This window comes from Mesorhizobium sp. M0587 (assembly GCF_040320945.1).
Taxonomy (GTDB): Bacteria; Pseudomonadota; Alphaproteobacteria; order Rhizobiales; family Rhizobiaceae; genus Mesorhizobium.
In genome coordinates, this window is sequence record NZ_JAMYQP010000037.1 from 36,328 (window position 1) to 55,057 (window position 18,730).

The following is an 18,730-nucleotide window of genomic DNA, read 5'->3' on the forward strand; positions in this document are numbered from 1 at the left end:
CGACCGTGCGGTCGTGTGATAGAGATCGGCAGCCTACACCTGCATCTTGTCGAGGCGGGCACTGGCATGCCGCTGCTTCTGCTGCACGGGAACGGATCCATTGCGGAGGACTTCAAGTCCAGCGGCATCTTCGACCTGGCGGCAAAAGCTACCGGATGCTCGCATTTGATCGTCCCGGCTTCGGCCGAAGCTCACGGTCGCAGGGCAGGAGCTGGTCTGCTGGCGAACAAGCTGACGTCATACATGATGCTGTACGCAATCTCTGCATCGAGAAATATCTGGTGCTTGGACATTCCTGGGGAGCTTGGGTCGCCATCGAATTGGCGCGCAGGCATGCTCCATCGCTTGCCGGCATCGTGCTGGTCTCCGGCTACTATCCGCCGCCTCGGCTCGCTCTTTGCGCTGGCCGCACTCGCGGCCCTGCCGGTGATCGGCACCGCTTTCCGCCACCCCTTGCTGCCGCTGCTTGTGAGGCTAGCCTGGCCTTGGGCGATGGAGAAGATCTTCTCTCCGGCTGAGGTCGACAGTGGCTTTGCTGCGCTCGCCAAAGAATTCGCCAGTCGCCCTTCCCAACTGCAGGCCGTTTGTTCCGAGTCTGCACTGATGCTGGCCGCAGGCCGTTGTCGAAGGCAAGCTACAAGGATATCGCCGTGTCGACGGGCATCGTGGCCGGATCTGGAGACCGGCTGTTCGACGCGGAAGGGGATGCGCGGCGCCTGCATGAGGAGGTTGGTGGGTCTCTCCTTGAGATCGTTCCGGGCGTCGGCCATATGGTTCACCGGAGCGCCCCGCGGGCGGTGGTCGCGATGCGCGATGGTGGACAAGAGTGCAGGGCTGCGCGCCTCGCGTCGAGGCTGCCTGTCGGCTGGGAGTTAGGGCAGGTGTCAGCGAGGTCAACGCACGTCTCGAGGCCAAGGGAGTGGCGAGCGCCGCTTTTGCGAAAGTGACATTCAAACACATGAGTGATCAACGTCCCGACGACATGCAGTCCGTCCTTCACCAGAACATACAGGCTCTGGTCGACCAGAGACGACAACAAGAGGAGCGCCAAGGCGTTCAGGTGCGAGTTGCTGGCGCCATTTCACGCTTCGCGGGAAGCATGACTTTTGTCTATTTGCATCTCGCGATTCTTGTAGCCTGGATTCTTGCGAACCTTGGCGCGATACCAAGCATCCCAGCTTGGGACCCCACGTTTGTGATCCTGGCCATGGTCGCCTCGGTCGAGGCAATCTTCTTGTCCACTTTCGTGCTGATCAATCAGAACAGAATGGCTGAACACAGCGAGCGCCGAGCGGAACTGGACCTGCAGATCAGCCTTCTTAACGAGCATGAAACCACGCGGCTGATCGAGATGGTGGCTGCTTTGGCGACGCGCCTGAATGTCTCGACCCCGGCCGACAACGAGCTGCCGCAACTGGCAGAGAATGTCGATCCCCGACATGTGATGACGCAAATCCAGCAAGCTTCTGGAGATCAGGGAAAAGGTTGAGCAAAGCGAATACGCTTGCGCCACGAACGACATCGAGCACCGGGCGACCAAGGCAACGCATCCCTGGACCAACGGCCAAGTCGAGCGGATGAACCGAACCAGCAAGGATGCGACCGTCAGGCGCTTCTACTATGAGAGCAACGACCAGCTCCCCCAGCACCTTGGCGACTTCATCTCGGCCTAAAACTTCGGCCGCAGGCTCAAAACCTCAAGGTCTTCACACCTCATGAGTTCATCTGCAAGGTTTGGGCCGCACAGCCCGAACCCTTCCAGCTTAACCTGCTCCGGCAAATGCCGGGACTAAACATTTAGATCAATGAACAGGCTGGGTTACAAACATCGAGTGGTCACTGCCCCCTGCTATCAACCTCAGAGGCACATGCGATTTCGTGCTGGCGACGTTGGTATTGAGGAACAATGACAGAGGCAGGTCCTTGGCTATTGACTCTGCCGTTCTCTATCCAAATCACGTTAACGGCATCACGCGCCGTTTCTATGCGGTGCGTAATCAGCAAAATTGTCCTTTTGCCAAGCTGCCTGTCAATCGCACGCCGTACTTGATCCTCGAGCGCGGTATCGAGTGCGTTCATGGCCTCGTCCAGGATCAGGAAGTCAGGATTGCGCAATACAGCTCGTGCCAGGCCAATGCGCTGTCGTTGGCCGCCGGAAAATCGCAGCCCCTCCTGCCCGATCCAGGTATCGTAGCGATCGGGGAGGTCTTCGACGAATGACGCCACGCCGGCACTGCGGGCAGCGAGAATGATCTCTTCTTCGGTCGCGTCCGTTTTGGCCATACGGATGTTCTCTGTCACCGTGCCCTCGACGAGGTCTACATCCTGACCCGTTACCGCGATCTTGGACAACCAGTCGTCCCGCTTGATGTCTTGCAGCCGGGTGCCGTCAATCTTGATGTCGCCAGAGGACGGTTCATACAGCCGTAAGAGGAGGTTCACGATCGTCGTCTTGCCAGCGCCACTTGCGCCGATTAGCGCCGTGGTTTCTCCGGCTGGAATCTCGAACGACAGGTCCGTGAGAACCGGCGCATTTTGATCATAGCCAAAGCTCACGTGCTCGAAGACGATACTCGCGTTCAAATTTCCGAGTCCGATGGTGCCTTGCGACGGGTATTCCTTGTCCTCGGACTTGACCATCTCCAACACTGAGCGCAGTTGCGGCTGTATCTGCGCCAGAAACAGCAGATTGCTCTCGAACTCCTGCGTATGCGGCTGCAGCCGATAAAGGAGTGCAACAGCGGCCAGCGTCACCTCGAAGCTGATATTCCACCACCCGGAGACCAGGACGATGGAGCCCAACATTCCCAGATAGCCGATCTCGGTCGTTGGTCCGATCCACGACGAAAGGCGAATCATGGACAGCGATGCGTTGCGCGCGGCCGCCGACGATTGCACAAAGCGGCGCTGATGAAGCGCCTCTTGTCCATAGGCGCGTATGGTGCGCAACGCCTGCAGTGTCATCAGCATGTGCTCGCCGAGCGATTGATGAATCTTCTTCACTTGATGCCCAAGATCCCGCGCGGGACGCGAAAGGATGCGCAGGATCGCCGAGATCGCGATTGAGGTGAGGGCTGCAATCAACAGTATCTTCCAGGAGATCGTAAGCAGGAAAACGGCGAACACGAAGATCGAGCAGCTGTTTATGATGAGGCGGGTGACCGCACCATAGGCTTGCGCGACCAACCACGATTCGGTCCCGAGCACCTCCATGAGTTGGGATTGCTCATGCTGTTGGATGGTTCCGAACGCTACTCGGAGATATTGTTCGTGGATGAGGTTGCGCACGCGCTCGCTGATCCGTTCCCCGATGCTGGAGCTTATCAACGAGTACAGCAGCGCTAGTGCTCCACGCGCCAGGATAAGCAGCAGGATTGCGAAGGCGAGCCGGGTAGGACTACCGAACCAGGTGACTGCCAGGTCCAGCGCTCGACCCTGAAGGCCAGCGCCTGCTTCCGTGATCCGATTGGACACCAAATAAAGGAACAGCAGGATCAGAGTGATGCCGAGCGTCTCGGCCAAGGACGACAGAAAGCCAAGCGCCAGCAGCGCGGGCGTCGCCCACCGCGCCTTTCCAACGATGCGAAGCAGGTGCGAAAGGTCGCGCAACGAAGCACGGACCGCACCGCGGCGCGTGGCATCTTTCGCCTCGTTCATTTCGGGTCACCAATCGGGAAGCGCTTGGTCACGGGCGGGCGGGCAGGCAGGCGACCACGTATCAACCTCGTCGCGACGCGCTTGGCGAAATGCGCTCCAATGCGGGGCAAATCCACGGCGATTATCCGCAAGGCTATCGCGGGATGATGGCGAAGCAGCAGTGACACGATGGGAAGCACATAGCGCGGGTGCCCCTGGCGCAACGTGCGCTCCAGGAGCCACGCCGAATAGAAATGCAGGCCCTGACACAGCGTAGATGCCGCATCCGGGTGGCGGCCAAGCATCTCATCCACCACAAGCATCCAGGACCGCAGCATGCGGGCCATGTTGCTCGACATATTTCCCGGTAGATAGCGATATCCCACCAGCGGCTCTTCGACGACTTCGAAGTGGTACGTCTCGGCAACACGACAATAGAAAAGGATATCTTCGCAGCCCTGCGCCCCGGCCTTGCGCAGCCCACTTTCGAAACCATCGGCGTCGATCAGTGCCTGCCGGTATACTAGGGCGGCGCTGCCGTTGCCGACGAAGTTGCCGTGGAAAAGGCGCTCAAGCACATCGCCTCGCCAGTTTGGCCGATGCTGATCATCAGTTACGGCACTCTGCGCATCGATCACCAAATACCAGCAGTAGACAAGCCCCACTTTCTCGCCTGCCCGATCGAACGCGGCCAGTTGCCGCTCTATCTTGGTCGGCGCCCAGAGATCGTCGGCATCGACGAATGCAATCAGATCAGATCGCGCCGCTTGCCAACCCGTATTGCGGGCGGCTGCCACGCCGGCGTTTGCCTGCTTGATCAGCCGCACGCGTGGGTCGATCTCCATGTGACGTTGGGTGATGGTGACAGTCTGGTCGCACGAGCCATCGTCGACGACAATAATCTCGAGCGCGCGGTGAGACTGGGACCGAACACTGCGGAGTGTCTCGTCGATTGTGTCTTGCGCGTTATGAGCGGGGACAATGACACTGACAAGTTCGCCGATCATTCGAGCACAGCCTCTAGCACGGCAACAAACTCGTCGAGCGACCGATCCCCGCGAACCTCGATGCGGGGAAGGTCGATCGGATCGCAATCGAGATCCGCCGGCCCCGATCTGTGGCCGAAGCCGATTCGATAGCCGCACTCCTTAGCCAGCTGACCGAGCCGTCGATCGGTGACAGAAAAAGGCGCCGCGAACGTTTTCGTGGTCCGCCCGGTCCAACGCTCGATGAACATACGTGAGCGCAGCAGCTCACCGGCCAGGTCGGAGCTCGAGAGACCATCGATCGCGCGATGCGTCGCCAGATGGCTAGCGAAAAATGCACCTTCTTCGGCAAGGCGTTGGACAGTCCCGGCATCCATGAGCGGCGTCGGCGGACCGCTGTCGGCATCCCACCGTGCGTTTTCTCCGACCAGGTCCGTCACCAGAAACACTTCCGCAGTCAGGTCGTTCGCGCGCAAGATTGGCCAGGCATGGTCGGCAAAGTTCTGGAAACCGTCATCGAACGTGATGAGCACGGGGCGACCCACGAAAGGGTGACCATTGTCGATGAACCATTGCAGTTGCTCGGACGTGATGGCGTGAAAGCCATTGGCGCGCAGCCACGCCATCTGGCTGTTGAAGCTGGCGGGCGTGAAGCGATAGCGGGCGAGCGCGGGCGGACCATTGTCGGAAATGCTATGATACATCAGAACAGGGATGCGCCGCCGCCGCTCGTTACGCGCCACGTCGCGGCGAAGCGCCCGTGCCCCGCCCCAGACGATATTTCGCGCCACTTCCATTTCGATGGGCGCGCGGACGGGAACATGATCGACCGTCGGCTCCGTCGCCGCATCTTGCGGGGACATGCGGCGGAAGTGGTCTATGCGATAGAGATCGGTCTGGATCGACCGCTCGAGGACGAGGTCTTCGATCGCGGCGAGCGTCTCCGAGATTGCCTGTGCACCGAATTTGTTATCCCAATCGAAGCCCGTCCGTTCCATATTGTCACGAAGCACGAATGCGTGCGCGGTGATGAAACTGCCGCCGGGCGCCAAGGCATCGACTAGTTTTGTGGCGACGCGTCGCAACTCATCGAGACCGTCCAAGAAATAGAGCGCTTCCGAGCAGATGATCAGATCCATCTCTCCAGGAAGGGTATCCACGGAAAAATCCAGGACGTCGAATTCCACATTCAGCTGGTCCCTGCATCGCGCGCGCGCGCGCTCGATCGCTACGGCGGAGATATCGGTTGCGGTCAAATGGCCCACTCGCGGCGCCAGTTGTCGCGTGAAGTGGCCTTCCGCACAGGCCAGCTCGAGCGCCCGTCTTATGGGAGTGGCCGGCAGAATGTCGAGCTGGTGCTCGTATTTTTCTTGCTCGTAGGGCGAACCGTAGTTCCAGGGGTCCTCCGTCGCGAAATAGCGATCCCAGAACGACTTGCGATCATTGTCGCGCCCACCTTCTGGTTGTGCCCGGTGCGGCGGTGCAGGAGGTTCTTTCACTTCGACGCCCGACCACACCAGCCTTTGTGTTTCAGCTGCCACCCGTGCAAGCCTGCCGTAGTGGCTGTCCCGATCAGACCGGCGTCGGGCCATAGACAGCAACGCCTTTGCTGCGTACCCAACTGGTTTGTCGGCGTCGGCGCTCTGTTGCAGGCCTGGGACATATGATCGGCTAGCTAACCATGCCGCGCCCTTCCAGAAGCGGAATGCCAAGCGCGCGAAGCCGGAGAGATCTCGTGTAACCTCCTGAGGCGACAGACAATTCAGGATCAATTCAACCCAATGACGCCTTGTCACTCTCCCGAGCACACCAAACTGCACGAGGGCCGCGATCTCGCCGTTCACCATGAGGTAGGCGTAGATTTGATCGATCCCCTCCGGCAGTTCGGTCCAGGGCGGATTTCGGGCATCAACGCGGATCCCGAGCGTCCGCGCCAGCGTCCGCGGAGCAGCAAGATTGTCGAAATCGAGAAGCATTTGCTCGAGATGATATTGTACGCGCCGACCCGCAACGGGATCGTTCCAGATCTTGCCGAGTTCAATGATCAAGTCGGTCAGGAGGGCGCCGAACCCGTCCCATCTGGCAGCCAATTGCTCGGGCACCGATAGAGAGCCTACCATCAGGCCGTCGAAGATCACCTTGGCGACCTCATGCGCCCAGTCATGTCTGGCGGGAAGAGCACGCAGGATCTGGGGATTGATCGGGCCGACGCCTGCGCCGCAATCCGATGCGGCATTCCACAATGCGAACCACGCGAGTGCTTCCGAAGCGGCGCGACTTCCCGCCGAGGTCGCTCCATTGACATGCGCAGTTGCCGGGTGTTTGACCCTGGGGTCAGCGGCAAAGCCGCGGGTGATCACGATTTCCGCATCCGCCAGCATCTGCGTTGAATTGCGGGTGAGCGAGTTGGGGCTGGCCCGATAGAAGGCGAGCGGCTCGTCTACCATCACCCAACGTTTGCCAAGGCGTGCGACGCGCTGCCATAAATCCCAGTCCTCACAGGTGCGCAGCGTCACATCAAAAGCGCCTAACTCGACAATCGTCGCTCGGTCGATCAGCAGCGCGTGCGTGCGGACGGCACACCGGCGCGCGAATGTCTCGAAGGGTTGGATCGCAACCTCGGGAGCGATGCTCGGCGGGGTGAGTGCGCCATCGGGCATCACGCGCCGAGACCCGCAATAGCCAGCCACCGAACCGGGCGCGGTTTTCAGTGCGGCCAGCATTTTCGCAAGGAAGCTGGCGTCTACCCAATCGTCTGCATCCAGGAACATGAGCCAACGGCCGCGCGCGATCGAAATACCTTTGTTGCGTGCGCCCGCGGCGCTATGGGCAGAAGAGCTCACCGTCCGAAATCGGGCATCGCGCCCGACATAATCAGCGATAATCGCCGCGGTACCGTCTTCCGAGTCATCGTCGACGACAATCGCCTCCCAATCAGCAATGTCCTGCCTGAGGAGGCAATCAAGGGCTTGTGCCAGCGTCAACTCCGCGTTGCGCGCAGGCACCACGATTGAAACCAAGGGGTTATCCGCCACGCTGCCTTACCCGCGCCTGGCTCGGAGATAGAACAGGATACCCGAAGCATAGCCGGCGATTTCCTGCCAAAGGAAACGATCGTCAGGGACCCTGCGTCCAAGCAACCTTCTGCGAACTCTACCGAGATACCAACGAGGCTTCCATTTGAAAGCTTGTTTCAAATTCGCCTTGACGCCGGTCCGTTCATGCTGGACGAGCAATGCGGCTGAGTGACCGCGCATATAGAAGTAGATTTGCTTGGCTAATCCTTCCATCGTCCTCCTATGGAAATGGAAGGCGACTGACGTTGGCTGGTAACAGCAGTCATATCCATTGGCGAGGATCCGATACCAATATTCGGAGTCACCCGAACACCCGGCCTGGCCAACGTCAAGGCGCTCGTCAAACAGCCCGACGCGGTCAAACACGTCGCGCCGGAATGCCATACTGGCACCGGCACCGATTTTCCAGGCAGGGAACACCTCGTGCTTGCTGGCAGCAAAGTCGGCCGCTAGGAAAATTTGAGGTCTATAGCCTTGCCCAAAGCTCCAGAATGTCTCGAAATAACGCTGTGCTTCGGTGGCAAGTTCGGCGGGCAGTACTAGACCCGTCACGGCGCCGATCGACGGGCTGCCGAATGCAGTAATTAGCCGCTCAAGCCATTGCGGATGAAGCAGAACGTCATCGTCCGTGTAAGCAACAATCTCAGAGGACGCACGCTCAGCGCCCCGATTGCGAGCAATATCCAAACCAGGACGATCCTCGCGGACGTAGATTGCGCCGGCCGCGAGCGCCACCTCGCGCGTTTCGCCACCTCTCGACGCGTTATCGACCACGATAACCTCTGCCGGCGGGACGCTTTGCTGGGGAAGCGAGGAGAGGCAGCGCCGCAATTCGTTCGGCCTGTCGCGTGTGCATATGACCACGCTGGCACTCGGCAGGTCCAGAACCGGTGGAGCAAGTTCTGTATCTACAGCGGCCGCAATTGGGGCGATGCGGCACTCACCGTCGCTCGCTCTGAGCAAATGCCCGACTGGGAGCCCGCCGCGCCACAATACGATCATGCCAGAATCGCAATCCTCAGGAGCAGCTTGGGTATCTAAATCCACATGGCGGATACCTGGGCAGCCATCCAGGCCAAACATCTTCTGCAGGTCGGCTTCCAGCAGATTTGCGCGCCGGTTCGGCGTCACCGACATCTTCACCAGCTCATTTCGCTATAGAGGGGCCGAAATTCGCTCCTGTCATTTCGCATTCGTCTCACGCGCGCCTTGAACCATCGAGCAACCAGTCGGCTTCTGCAATACTCTTCCAGCATATTAGGCAGACGGGAGATCGCAACGCCCGGTTCCGTCGCAAAGAGCCTCCTCAGCAGCTCACCGGCCGCGAAAAACCGCCCATCAATCAAGGCTCTTGTGGCGAGCCAATGGATCATGTCGACCAAATGGGCATCGAGATCGCTCCCGAACGGCGGATATTTTTCACGAAACTGGGCGAGGACGATTTCACAGGAACGCAGCATCTGCATGACATCGCTCGACATGTTGAGGTTCGTCACCCGATAGCCGACAAGGTGCTGAGGCACGAGCCGGTACTCATAGTTTTCCGCAATTTTGAGGCACATTAGAAGATCCTCGCAGCCTTGTGCGTTCCTGGCCCGCAAGGTGGGATCGAATTGTCCTGCTCGCTCGAATGCAGAGCGACGTACGAGCATCGAACTTCCGTTACCGACAAAATTTTGTCTGCACATGCGCTGGAGTACATAGCCGTCGGCGTCGGGCCGATGGTTCAGTGAGAATACCCGACCGTCCTGGTCGATGTGCGCAAACCAACAATAAGCCAAGCCCGCCGAGGAACCACCTTCGCGCAGGGCGCGCAACTGCAGCGCGATTTTGGAGGGGGCCCAAAGATCATCGGCGTCCACAAACGCCAGAAACTCAGCGTCGGTGGAAGCCGCACCGCTGTTGCGAGCGTGCGCCACGCCGCCATTCGAATTTCCTATGAGGCGTATACGCCGATCTTGCTTGGCATAGGATGCCACGATTGATGCGGATTGATCCGTCGATCCATCGTTCACCACGATAATGTCCAAAGCCTGGTGGTTCTGCCGGCAGATGCTGGTCAGGGTAGAGCGGATGGTTCGCTCGGCATTGAACATCGGAACCACGACGCCAACCGTGGTTTTGTCATGGATCATCGGCGACTTCGTTTTCTCCGCGGCAAAAAGTGGCTAGCTGCCATAAGTGTCAGTACTGCTCTACAATGATCGGGGCGAATTCGCGGCAAATCGACTCGGGCGCCCTATCATCCTGACTAAGGGGACAAACATGTCGATCCCGAAACAGGCGGCCACATCCGTGGCGCCAAAGCGCTATTCTATTAGTTCATTCTAAACAATCGAGTCAACCAGCAGTTTGGCGTACCGCTGTGCGGTAGGTCGAAGGCCGATGATCACGCTCCCCAAGAGGATGCTCCGGTTTCAAAGCAGCAGACCGGCATCAACTTCGATTGTCCTCGCCCTTCTTATCGACCGCCTTAAACGAACCAGATCGTGAGGCACTGGACGAGGCGCGCAGTGGGCCAACGCAAGGTACGACTGCAGCATGACCGTCGGTCGGCGAGCGGGGCGGTCCGGTCCTCTTGCGAACCGAGCACTCGACGTCAAATGCTTGCATGGCGAGATGCGGGCGTGCCTCTAATCTCGAAATGCCCGGCCGAACTTCTCGGCCGGGTGCCTGCAAGCTGCTCGTCTCCCACCACGGCCCGGCCGCAGCCACGGCTCCCCACCCGACGCGCAGCATGCGATGGCGATCCTTTTTGCATGGGGCGGCTGTGCCCGTTTAAGCTCGTTACGCAATCGCTTCCTTGTTCCGTCCGTCCTGCCTGCGGTTCGGCGGCATTCGGCCGATCCCTAGCTGGAACTGATGAAACGCGAAGGCAGGGAAACGTTTTCTGTTTCGTGTCGATCTGCTTCGTCGGCTTCTGGAGGGGGAGCGCCTCATAGTTCACCCTGCAGGCGCCACCCGGAGTGGAACTGTCGTCACTTTCATTCGTTCGCTCAGCGCAAGGAGGCGATTATGAACACGCAAACGAAAGGCTCTACCAATCAGCCTATCTCCGGCAAAAAGGCAGACGGAAGCGACAAGTCAAAGCGCCCGACAGGGAGCGGCGACCAAGCTCAAAAAGCCCAGAAATGGGGAGGTGGTTCGAAGGCCTCAAAGGGCGCCATCACCACTGAGGATCGTCAAAATCCGAATTCGAGCCAACGCAGTTAGGTTGTGCCGACAAGGGGACGGATGACTAGCCGGTGTTCCTGCACGTGAGCAGCGTGCAGGATAGCGCGGAAACGCCCGTCAGCCTCCTGGAGGAACTGACCGCGCGCCGCTCTGGCGTCATGTTCTCGGCGCGCTTGTTTCCGTGTCTTGCGCCAAGTCCTTCGCGGCGGCTCGCCCGTCGCAATTCGCATACGTGCACGGCATTGCCTATCACGTCGGCGGGGCGCTTCTGGCCTTTAGCTAGGTCCGGTAGTTAAGCGCGTTGCTCCTGTGCGCGCTCACAGAGCTCATCCAATTTGTCGCGGATCCGATCGTTATCGAGCAGTAGCTTGGCGCGTGGGAAGCCTCTGCTACGAAGCTCCCTTTCGATGGCTTGCCAGCCTTCATAGTCGCCGGATTCCACAAGTTTCCCGGCCTCGCGCCACATACGCACGTCACGTTCTGGGGACACGCCTTTCTCCCATGCTTTTGCGCTAAGCATATAGGAGGTCTGGGCGATATGTGAATGCATTTGCATTCCGTCAAATTTCAATCTGAGACACTACCGGCCAGAGGCTGTACTCACGCGATCGCTAAAATAATGAGACTCTCGCCTGGAGCGTTTGCGGAATGGGTAGCGGATTGGGGCGATGTATTTTTCCGCAGTTCCTGCTCGCAATGCTGACGATCTCGGGCGTCGTTGGGCCTTGGGCGCTTGTGGCCGCGACGTTTGCTGAAGAGTGTTGCCTGGGTGGACATCACTGCGGGGACTTAAGTACCGCCATTTGATTTCGTCCCAAAAAGCGTCTTAAAGGTCTCATTGGTGCATATTGCAGATTTGACCGGCTCTTGGACGCCATGCTCATCGGGTGTTTGCGTGTAGCGTTTTCGCACAGCTTTCCCGACTGCCGCTACAGGTCTCTGTCATCGTTGGCCGGCTTGCGCCCAGATTATTATTTCTGGATTATATAGCGGAACGTCCAATGGACAAAACCGCAACTCCAAGACCTTTGCGTGTAGAACCAAGACCTAAGTCCTGCGAACATCCGTTGGAAAAAGCCCTCCGGGGGGAGGGACCGCAGCGGGCTTTTAAGCGGCTGCATCTTTGCAGAATCGGCCGCTCCGAGCGCACAACCAGCACGGTGCGGGATGATTCCAACCGTTCTCTACAGACTGGGTAGCTAGTTGTGGATGATCCAATCGACCAAGCCAGCTGCGATCTGCTCGCATCCGGTGTATTCGCGTACCAGGGTCTTAGCCAAATCTCGCCACTGGCACTCAGGCACGCCCGTTTCACTGACTAGGTCTCGGAATGCAGAGCGGAGAATGTCGGCATCGAAAGCGCAGACCGCAACGGGAGGCGGATCGGCATCTTCCCAAACTTGCACCATGTCGTCGCGATGAAGTTGACGAAGCCGCTTCAACAGTTCACGTGACGCTTGGATAGTCTTCCGCGATTGATCCATATCCCGGCGAAATGCGGCAGTTCGGGCGATGGAATGCTGGCGAAGAAGAAAGGCGGATTCAATGACCGCCCGTGCGACCTCTAATCGCGCTGCAATCATCGCGGCCTCCCTTCCGGCGAATGGAAACTTTTTACTCGTTTTCTAACCTTGGCTCAAATGGAATCAGGGTGCGATTCTAGCCAACTTTAAGAGCGGGTCTGTCAAATATAAATTCGCCTACTGGACCACGATCCCCGGCGCGCCGTGGCATTATCCTCCTGCGTCCGGATAGCGACTTCATTTGCCTGAAACATTAGCAGATGCAAAGGTCCGCGGGCGGTATTTGGCCCCTCAAGCAAATGCCGTGGTGGCCGATGCGGCTGTCTCACCGGCTTCGCGTCGGCCATTTTAGCTTCAATGAAGCCCCTATGGCTAGGGAGGCTGGAAAGGGCGACACGTCGCTGTAACGCTTGCGGTTTTCGATCTCGCGTTAGAGATAACTGAGCATCCTCCATCTCGGCACTGCCGGCTGTCGATTTCTCCGTCCATTGTTGCGAGATGAGCCTTGTCAGCTTTAAGTCTGTCGCCAAGCGCCGCAAGCAATCCTGCTGGCGTGTGCATATGTGGGCCAATGGTCAAAGCCCGGATTCAATGTCGTGGGGACGGGTTGCCAAGGCACGGCTAACGCGGATCAAGGCTCAGCTTGTGTCGGGCGATCTGCCAGGCCGATTCGACATGCCGTCGCGCCGCGGCTTCCGCCTCCTCCGGCCTGCGTGACCGGATCGCGTTCATGATCTCGGTCATCTCGGCAATTGCCGGCTCGCGGCGGTTCGCCGAAAGAATCGTCATGGAACGGAGCTGGTTGATGCGGACGTTGAGCCCGGTCACGATCTCCCAGGCGACGCGCTTGTCGGCCGCGTCGAACAGCACTTCATAAAAACTCGTCGTCGCCCGCATCACCTCGGCCGGTTTGCCGGACGCCCAGGCTTCAAAAAGGTTGGCCAGAGCGCGATCGAGCAAGGCCAACTGCGCATCGGTCGCGGACATGGCGCAGGCGCGTGCCGCAATACCTTCGAGCAGCGCACGCAATTCATAGATTTCATCGGTGCGCCCAAGATCCGGCTTGGCCACCGCCGGCCCGTGGCCTGGGATCATCTGCACCAAACCCTCGGCTTCCAGCTGCCGCAGAACCTCGCGCACCACCGAACGGCTGACGCCGAGCTGATCGCAAAGCGGCCGTTCGACCAGCCTTTCGCCGGGCTGGAAATGGAAATCCATGATCGCCTCGCGCATGCGCTCCAGCGCCAGCGTTCTCAAGGTCTTGGTGGTGCGATCGATGCGAAGCGAGTCGTCCGGCATGCCCTGTCTCCCTGCGCCGCCACCAAATCAGATTCGATGGCCGATTGACAAGTTTATTGGCGTTCCATAGGATGGTATACCATAAGATAGCACAAGCCTTTGATCCCTTTTGGGGCGCGTCACCTAGCCGAGGATTCCATGCAGCCTGCCATTCGGAAGATCGTGACCTATACCGAGAACACGCTGATCGAAGGCGGCAAGGCCGCCCCGCGGCCACTGCGCCTTATTGGCGTCGCCGCGGTGCTGACCAACCCTTGGGCCGGGCGTGGTTTTACCGAGGATCTCTCCCCCGAAATCCGCGGCTACGCGCCGGTGTTGGGTGAGTTGCTGACCCGAGAGATCATCGCCATCGCCGGTTCGGGGGAGGCGATCGAAGGCTACGGCAAGGCCGCGATCTGCGGCACATCGGGAGAGATCGAGCACGCATCGGCGCTGATCCACACGCTGCATTTCGGCAATCATTTTCGCCGTGCTGTCGGCGCCAAGACCTATCTTGCCTTTACCAATCTGCGCGGCGGGCCGAACACGCCGATCATGATCCCCTTGATGGATAAGAACGACGAAGGCCGACGTTCACACTACCTGACCGTGCATTTCCAGATCGGCGACGCGCCCGCACCCGACGAACTGGTGGTGGCGCTTGGCGCTTCGATCGGCGGGCGCCCGCATCACCGCATCGGCGACCGCTACCAGGACCTCAAGGAGCTCGGGGACCTGCATGGCTGACGCCCCCGCACCGGCATGGATCCGGGGCAAGACCCTGGACGGCACCGGCTTTCTCCGCGCCGGATCGGGCGCGCCGGTGCTGCTCATTCATGGCGTGGGCATGAACGCCACCATCTGGGAGCCGCAGATCGAGCGGATGGCTAACCGTTGGGATGTGATCGCCATCGACATGCTCGGCCACGGGCAGTCGCCGCTGCCACGAGAGAACCCGGACCTGGCCGACTATGCCGGCCAGGCCCTCGGGCTGTTAGACCAGCTCGGCATCGACGCGGCATTCGTCATCGGTCATTCCATGGGCGCGCTTGTGGCCCAGGAACTCGCGCTTTGCGCACCGGAGCGCGTCCGCCGCATCGTCTCACTCAACGCCGTGTTTCGGCGCCCGCCGCATTTGGCTGAGGCCGTTCGTGAGCGCGCGGCCGCCTTGAACGGCAAGGGCGATCCATCTGGCACCGCCACGACCATCGAACGCTGGTTCGGAAATCCGGTGCCGGCAAACCTGTCGACGGCTGCCGAAAAGACGGCCGGGGCACTCAATAACGCCGACCCGGAAGGCTACGCCCGCACCTATCGTCTGTTTGCCCGCGCCGACGGCGATCACGCCGACCGCCTAGGGACGCTCGCTGTGCCGGCGCTATTCATGACCGGCTCCGAAGACAGGAATTCGTCACCGGTGATGTCGGCCGCGATGGCGCGTCTGGCGCCGCAAGGCCGCTGTGTCGTGCTTGACGGCCAAAAGCACATGATGGCGGTGACCGCGCCCGACCTGACCACGCGCCACATTGTCGACTTTCTTGAGGGCGAGCTGGAGGCAAAGGTCGGAAGAACGGAATCCGTTTTCGACATTGGCGAGTTTCGGCGCGCGCTGGGTTCCTTCCTCACCGGCGTCACCATCGTCACCACAATCGGCCCAGGAGGCGAGCCGCGCGGCTTCACCGCCAACTCCTTCACCTCGGTGTCGCTGGAGCCGCCACTCGTGCTCGTCTGTATCGCCACCAAGGCATCGGGGCATCCAGTATTCGCCACCTCGAAAAGCTTTGCCATCAACATCCTCAGCGAGACCCAGAAAGCTGCCTCCGGCATTTTCGCCTCGAAAGCGGCGGACAAGTTCGCCTCGGTCGCCTGGCGCCCGGGACAGACCGGCAGCCCTTTGCTGGACGGCTCGGTCGCCGCATTCGACTGCGATATGGAGCGGCTGGTCGAAGCCGGCGATCATTCCATTCTGATCGGCCGCGTCCGCGATTTCTCGCACAACTCTTCGCCGCCGCTCGGCTATTGCCGTGGCGCGTACGTCGCGCCTGGCCTCAGCCAGGAGGCGATGGCCGCCGCCCAGCCCGGCACCGATGTCGGCGCCATTCTCGAAAACGGCGGCAGGATCCTGTTCCTCAAAACGGCCGACGGTTTCTACGAACTGCCGCACGGCAGGGGGCTCGGCTCGGCAAGCGACGCAAAGAGCCTCAACGGGCTTCTTGCCGCAAGGGCCATCGAAGCCCAGCTCGGCTTTCTCTTCGCGGTCTGGGACGATGCCGGAAATACGTCGAGAACCCGTGTCTACTATCGCGGCACGTTCGTTGTGCCTGCCTCCAGCGACCACAGTATCCGGCTTGTCGAGATCGACGCTATCGAAGGGATGAAGATCGCCGATCCGGCAATCCGCTCAATGCTTGCGCGCTATGTGCGTGAGTGCACGCAGGATGCTTTCGGCGTTTATGTCGGTAACGAGATCGAAGGCGAGGTGCGGCCGCTTGCCAGCGCCGCTTCCAATCAGGATGACCAGAGATGAAATTTTCGCTCTTCGTGCACATGGAACGGTCGGATCTGACGAAGCCGCATTCGGATCTCGTGCACGAACTCGAGGAGCTCGTCCTTCTGGCCGAACAGGCCGGCTTCGAAACCGTCTGGATCGGCGAACACCACGGCATGGAATTCACCATCTCGCCGAACCCGTTCATCAACATCGCCTATCTCGGTGCCAAGACGAAGCGCATCCGGCTCGGCACGGGCACAATCGTCGCTCCGTTCTGGCATCCGATCAAGCTTGCCGGCGAAGCGGCGATGGCCGACGTTATCACAGGCGGAAGGCTCGACATCGGCATCGCGCGCGGCGCCTACAGCTATGAGTATCAGCGTCTCTTTCCCGGGCTCGACGCCTGGGGCGCGGGCCAGCGCATGCGCGAGATGGTGCCGGCGATCCGCGGTCTGTGGGACGGCGACTTCGAGCTTTCCGGGGAGTTCTGGTCCTTCCCGCCAACCACCTCTTCACCCAAGCCGTTGCAAAACCCGTATCCGCCGATCTGGGTGGCGGCACGCGATCCCAACTCGCATGATTTCGCCGTCGCCAACAAATGCAACGTGCAGGTGACGCCGCTTGCGTCCGGTGACGACGAGGTGACCAGCCTGATGCAGCGTTTCAACACCGCCTGCGAGGCCCATCCCGACATTGCACGGCCGGAAATCATGCTTCTGATGCACACATTCGTCGCCGAGGACGCGGCCGACGCCGATCGCCTCACGCAGGACCTGTCGACTTTCTACTGCCAGTTCGGCGCCTGGTTCCAGAACAAAAAGCCCGTGCATCAAGGTATATTGGAACCGCTGACGGCGGACGAGATCGCGGCCATGCCGCAATATGCGCCCGACAAGATCCGCCAGAACCTGGTGATCGGCGAAGCCGACGACGTGATCGCCCGGCTGAAAGCCTACGAGACGCTCGGCTACGACCAGTACTCGATCTGGATCGACAGCGGCCTTTCGCACGAGCGCAAGATGAAATCGCTGCAACTGTTCATCGACCGGGTGATGCCGGCCTTCCTCTGATCGCGAGCCCATGACCGACGCCCTCTTCAGGAACTTCATCGACGGCCGCTTCGACGAGCCGTCCGCCACTTTCGACAGTGTCGATCCGTCGACCGGCGCGGCCTGGGCGAAGATGCCAGCAGCGAGCGAAGCCCATGTCGACCGCGCCGTCGAGGCGGCGCACCGCGCATTGCGCTCAGACCCATGGCGAAGGATGACCGCGACAGCGCGTGGAAAACTGCTGGTCAAGCTCGGCGACCTCGTCGCTATCAATGCCGCACGCCTGGCCGAACTCGAGACACGCGACACCGGCAAGATCATCCGCGAGACCCGCGCCCAGATCGCCTATGTTGGCGACTACTACCGCTATTATGGCGGGCTCGCAGACAAGCACGAAGGCGCGCATGTGCCGATCGACAAGCCGGATCTCGACGTCACCATTCGCCGCGAGCCTATCGGCGTCGTTGCCGCTGTCGTACCGTGGAATTCGCAACTCTTCCTCTCGGCCGTCAAGCTCGGCCCGGCGCTCGCTGCCGGCTGCACCATCGTGCTCAAGGCCTCCGAGGATGGTCCAGCGCCGCTGCTCGCCTTTGCCGAACTCGTCCAGGAGGCCGGCTTTCCCCCGGGCGTCGTCAACATCCTCACCGGCTTTGGCCATGATTGCGGCCGGCGCCTGACCAGCCATCGGCTGGTTTCGCGCGTCGCCTTCACGGGCGGTCCTTCGACGGCGCGGGCCATCGTCAGGAACACGGCCGAAAACCTCGCCTACACGACGCTCGAACTCGGCGGCAAAAGCCCGGTCGTCGTCTTCGCCGACGCCGATCTCGACAGCGCCGCTAATGCAGTTGTCGCCGGCATTTTCGCGGCGACCGGCCAAAGCTGCGTTGCCGGCTCGCGGCTTTTGGTCGAGCGTTCGGTAAAGGATGAATTCCTCGCCCGCCTCAAGCGCAAGGCCGAGGCGATCCGCATCGGCGATCCGCAGGACCCTGCCACCGAGATGGGGCCATTGGCCACGCGGCGTCAGCGCGACTGGATCGAGAAGATCGTCGCCGAGAGCCTTGCAGCGGGCGGCATGCTGGTTACCGGCGGCACACGCCCAGACGGCCCCGGCTTCTACTACACGCCGACCATCATCGATGCCGGCAGCGCCGACCTGCCTTGCGTGCGAGAGGAATTGTTCGGTCCGGTGCTCAGCGTGCTCGCCTTCGACACTGAGGCACAGGCGCTGGCGCTCGCCAACGACACCCCCTTCGGCCTCGCTTCAGGCGTCTTCACCAGCAATCTCGGCAAGGCGCACCGCTTGGCGCGCGACATCCATGCCGGCGTCGTCTGGGTCAACACTTACCGCGCCGTGTCGCCGCTCGTTCCCTTCGGCGGCTACGGCCAGTCCGGCTTCGGCCGCGAAGGCGGGCTCGACGCCGTCCGCGACTACACGCGCTCGAAATCGGTCTGGATCAAGACCTCCGACGAGCCGATCCCCGATCCCTTCGTCATGCGCTGAGAACCGCACGGCGGC

15 protein-coding genes and 1 pseudogene are annotated in these 18,730 nt (G+C 60.6%); 8 read left to right on the forward strand and 8 right to left on the reverse strand.

All coding sequences use genetic code 11. From position 1 onward, the window contains the following. The first annotated feature begins 155 nt into the window (after positions 1-155). From NKI49_RS26520 to NKI49_RS26530, 3 genes and pseudogenes are all read left to right on the forward strand, one after another. The gene (locus NKI49_RS26520) at positions 156-518 is read left to right on the forward strand and encodes an alpha/beta fold hydrolase (protein ID WP_352605481.1); all 363 of its coding nucleotides are present in this window, start codon (positions 156-158) and stop codon (positions 516-518) included. Between the two features lie 440 nt (positions 519-958). Then, a complete protein-coding gene (locus NKI49_RS26525) occupies positions 959-1,489 on the forward strand; it encodes a DUF1003 domain-containing protein (RefSeq protein WP_352605535.1) in 531 nt (176 codons plus the stop codon). Positions 1,490-1,496: 7 nt separating this feature from the next. Next, positions 1,497-1,801, forward strand: a pseudogene (locus NKI49_RS26530) (integrase core domain-containing protein); the annotation flags it as partial. A 35-nt stretch (positions 1,802-1,836) separates the two neighbouring features. Here NKI49_RS26530 and NKI49_RS26535 read toward each other — a convergent pair. From NKI49_RS26535 to NKI49_RS26555, 5 genes are read right to left on the reverse strand one after another with little or no spacing between them, the layout of a single operon-like run. Next, on the reverse strand, positions 1,837-3,657 hold the full coding sequence (locus tag NKI49_RS26535; RefSeq protein WP_352605483.1) for an ABC transporter ATP-binding protein: 1,821 nt from the start codon (positions 3,655-3,657) through the stop codon (positions 1,837-1,839). Beyond that, complete coding sequence (locus tag NKI49_RS26540) at positions 3,654-4,643, reverse strand: glycosyltransferase family 2 protein (RefSeq protein WP_352605485.1); 990 nt, start codon at positions 4,641-4,643, stop codon at positions 3,654-3,656. The genes NKI49_RS26535 and NKI49_RS26540 overlap by 4 nt, the downstream gene beginning before the upstream one ends. Continuing rightward, positions 4,640-7,657: a glycosyltransferase gene (locus NKI49_RS26545; protein WP_352605487.1), complete on the reverse strand. Its 3,018-nt coding sequence runs from the start codon at positions 7,655-7,657 to the stop codon at positions 4,640-4,642. Before NKI49_RS26545 ends, NKI49_RS26540 begins: the two co-directional genes overlap by 4 nt. Positions 7,658-7,663: 6 nt before the next feature. Beyond that, positions 7,664-8,836, reverse strand: a complete 1,173-nt coding sequence (locus NKI49_RS26550) for a glycosyltransferase family 2 protein (protein ID WP_352605537.1) — start codon at positions 8,834-8,836, stop codon at positions 7,664-7,666. 2 nt (positions 8,837-8,838) lie between these two features. Next, entirely contained in the window at positions 8,839-9,834 is a 996-nt protein-coding gene (locus NKI49_RS26555; RefSeq protein ID WP_352605489.1) for a glycosyltransferase family 2 protein, read from the reverse strand. 880 nt (positions 9,835-10,714) lie between these two features. Between NKI49_RS26555 and NKI49_RS26560 the strand changes: the two genes are divergently transcribed. Then, positions 10,715-10,912: a hypothetical protein gene (locus NKI49_RS26560; RefSeq protein WP_352605492.1), complete on the forward strand. Its 198-nt coding sequence runs from the start codon at positions 10,715-10,717 to the stop codon at positions 10,910-10,912. Positions 10,913-11,165: 253 nt separating this feature from the next. On the opposite strand, the gene NKI49_RS26565 is transcribed toward NKI49_RS26560, so the two are convergent. The 3 genes from NKI49_RS26565 to NKI49_RS26575 all read right to left on the reverse strand — a co-directional run bounded on the left by NKI49_RS26565 (position 11,166) and on the right by NKI49_RS26575 (position 13,695). After that, positions 11,166-11,423, reverse strand: coding sequence for a hypothetical protein (locus NKI49_RS26565; RefSeq protein ID WP_352605495.1), 258 nt, complete (start codon positions 11,421-11,423; stop codon positions 11,166-11,168). A gap of 649 nt (positions 11,424-12,072) precedes the next feature. Continuing rightward, complete coding sequence (locus tag NKI49_RS26570) at positions 12,073-12,456, reverse strand: hypothetical protein (RefSeq protein WP_352605497.1); 384 nt, start codon at positions 12,454-12,456, stop codon at positions 12,073-12,075. A 561-nt stretch (positions 12,457-13,017) separates the two neighbouring features. Further along, the gene (locus NKI49_RS26575) at positions 13,018-13,695 is read right to left on the reverse strand and encodes a GntR family transcriptional regulator (RefSeq protein ID WP_352605499.1); all 678 of its coding nucleotides are present in this window, start codon (positions 13,693-13,695) and stop codon (positions 13,018-13,020) included. Between the two features lie 138 nt (positions 13,696-13,833). Here NKI49_RS26575 and NKI49_RS26580 point away from each other — a divergent pair, with 138 nt between their 5' ends. Genes NKI49_RS26580 through NKI49_RS26595 form a run of 4 tightly spaced genes read left to right on the forward strand, consistent with a single transcriptional unit; the run spans position 13,834 to position 18,715 of the window. Then, a complete protein-coding gene (locus NKI49_RS26580) occupies positions 13,834-14,421 on the forward strand; it encodes an amino acid synthesis family protein (RefSeq protein WP_352605501.1) in 588 nt (195 codons plus the stop codon). Next, entirely contained in the window at positions 14,414-16,201 is a 1,788-nt protein-coding gene (locus NKI49_RS26585; RefSeq protein WP_352605503.1) for an alpha/beta fold hydrolase, read from the forward strand. Before NKI49_RS26580 ends, NKI49_RS26585 begins: the two co-directional genes overlap by 8 nt. Beyond that, the gene (locus NKI49_RS26590) at positions 16,198-17,235 is read left to right on the forward strand and encodes an LLM class flavin-dependent oxidoreductase (protein WP_352605505.1); all 1,038 of its coding nucleotides are present in this window, start codon (positions 16,198-16,200) and stop codon (positions 17,233-17,235) included. The genes NKI49_RS26585 and NKI49_RS26590 overlap by 4 nt, the downstream gene beginning before the upstream one ends. Before the next feature lie 10 nt (positions 17,236-17,245). Then, complete coding sequence (locus NKI49_RS26595; RefSeq protein WP_352605507.1) at positions 17,246-18,715, forward strand: aldehyde dehydrogenase; 1,470 nt, start codon at positions 17,246-17,248, stop codon at positions 18,713-18,715. The last annotated feature ends 15 nt before the right edge of the window (positions 18,716-18,730 follow it).

Coding starts and splice junctions, on each gene's coding strand:
- NKI49_RS26520 (WP_352605481.1), top strand. CDS start 156: ATGCTCGCATTTGATCGTCCCGGCTTCGGCCGAAGCTCACGGTCGCAG.
- NKI49_RS26525 (WP_352605535.1), top strand. CDS start 959: ATGAGTGATCAACGTCCCGACGACATGCAGTCCGTCCTTCACCAGAAC.
- NKI49_RS26535 (WP_352605483.1), bottom strand. CDS start 3,657: ATGAACGAGGCGAAAGATGCCACGCGCCGCGGTGCGGTCCGTGCTTCG.
- NKI49_RS26540 (WP_352605485.1), bottom strand. CDS start 4,643: ATGATCGGCGAACTTGTCAGTGTCATTGTCCCCGCTCATAACGCGCAA.
- NKI49_RS26550 (WP_352605537.1), bottom strand. CDS start 8,836: ATGTCGGTGACGCCGAACCGGCGCGCAAATCTGCTGGAAGCCGACCTG.
- NKI49_RS26555 (WP_352605489.1), bottom strand. CDS start 9,834: ATGATCCATGACAAAACCACGGTTGGCGTCGTGGTTCCGATGTTCAAT.
- NKI49_RS26560 (WP_352605492.1), top strand. CDS start 10,715: ATGAACACGCAAACGAAAGGCTCTACCAATCAGCCTATCTCCGGCAAA.
- NKI49_RS26565 (WP_352605495.1), bottom strand. CDS start 11,423: ATGCATTCACATATCGCCCAGACCTCCTATATGCTTAGCGCAAAAGCA.
- NKI49_RS26570 (WP_352605497.1), bottom strand. CDS start 12,456: ATGATTGCAGCGCGATTAGAGGTCGCACGGGCGGTCATTGAATCCGCC.
- NKI49_RS26575 (WP_352605499.1), bottom strand. CDS start 13,695: ATGCCGGACGACTCGCTTCGCATCGATCGCACCACCAAGACCTTGAGA.
- NKI49_RS26580 (WP_352605501.1), top strand. CDS start 13,834: ATGCAGCCTGCCATTCGGAAGATCGTGACCTATACCGAGAACACGCTG.
- NKI49_RS26585 (WP_352605503.1), top strand. CDS start 14,414: ATGGCTGACGCCCCCGCACCGGCATGGATCCGGGGCAAGACCCTGGAC.
- NKI49_RS26590 (WP_352605505.1), top strand. CDS start 16,198: ATGAAATTTTCGCTCTTCGTGCACATGGAACGGTCGGATCTGACGAAG.
- NKI49_RS26595 (WP_352605507.1), top strand. CDS start 17,246: ATGACCGACGCCCTCTTCAGGAACTTCATCGACGGCCGCTTCGACGAG.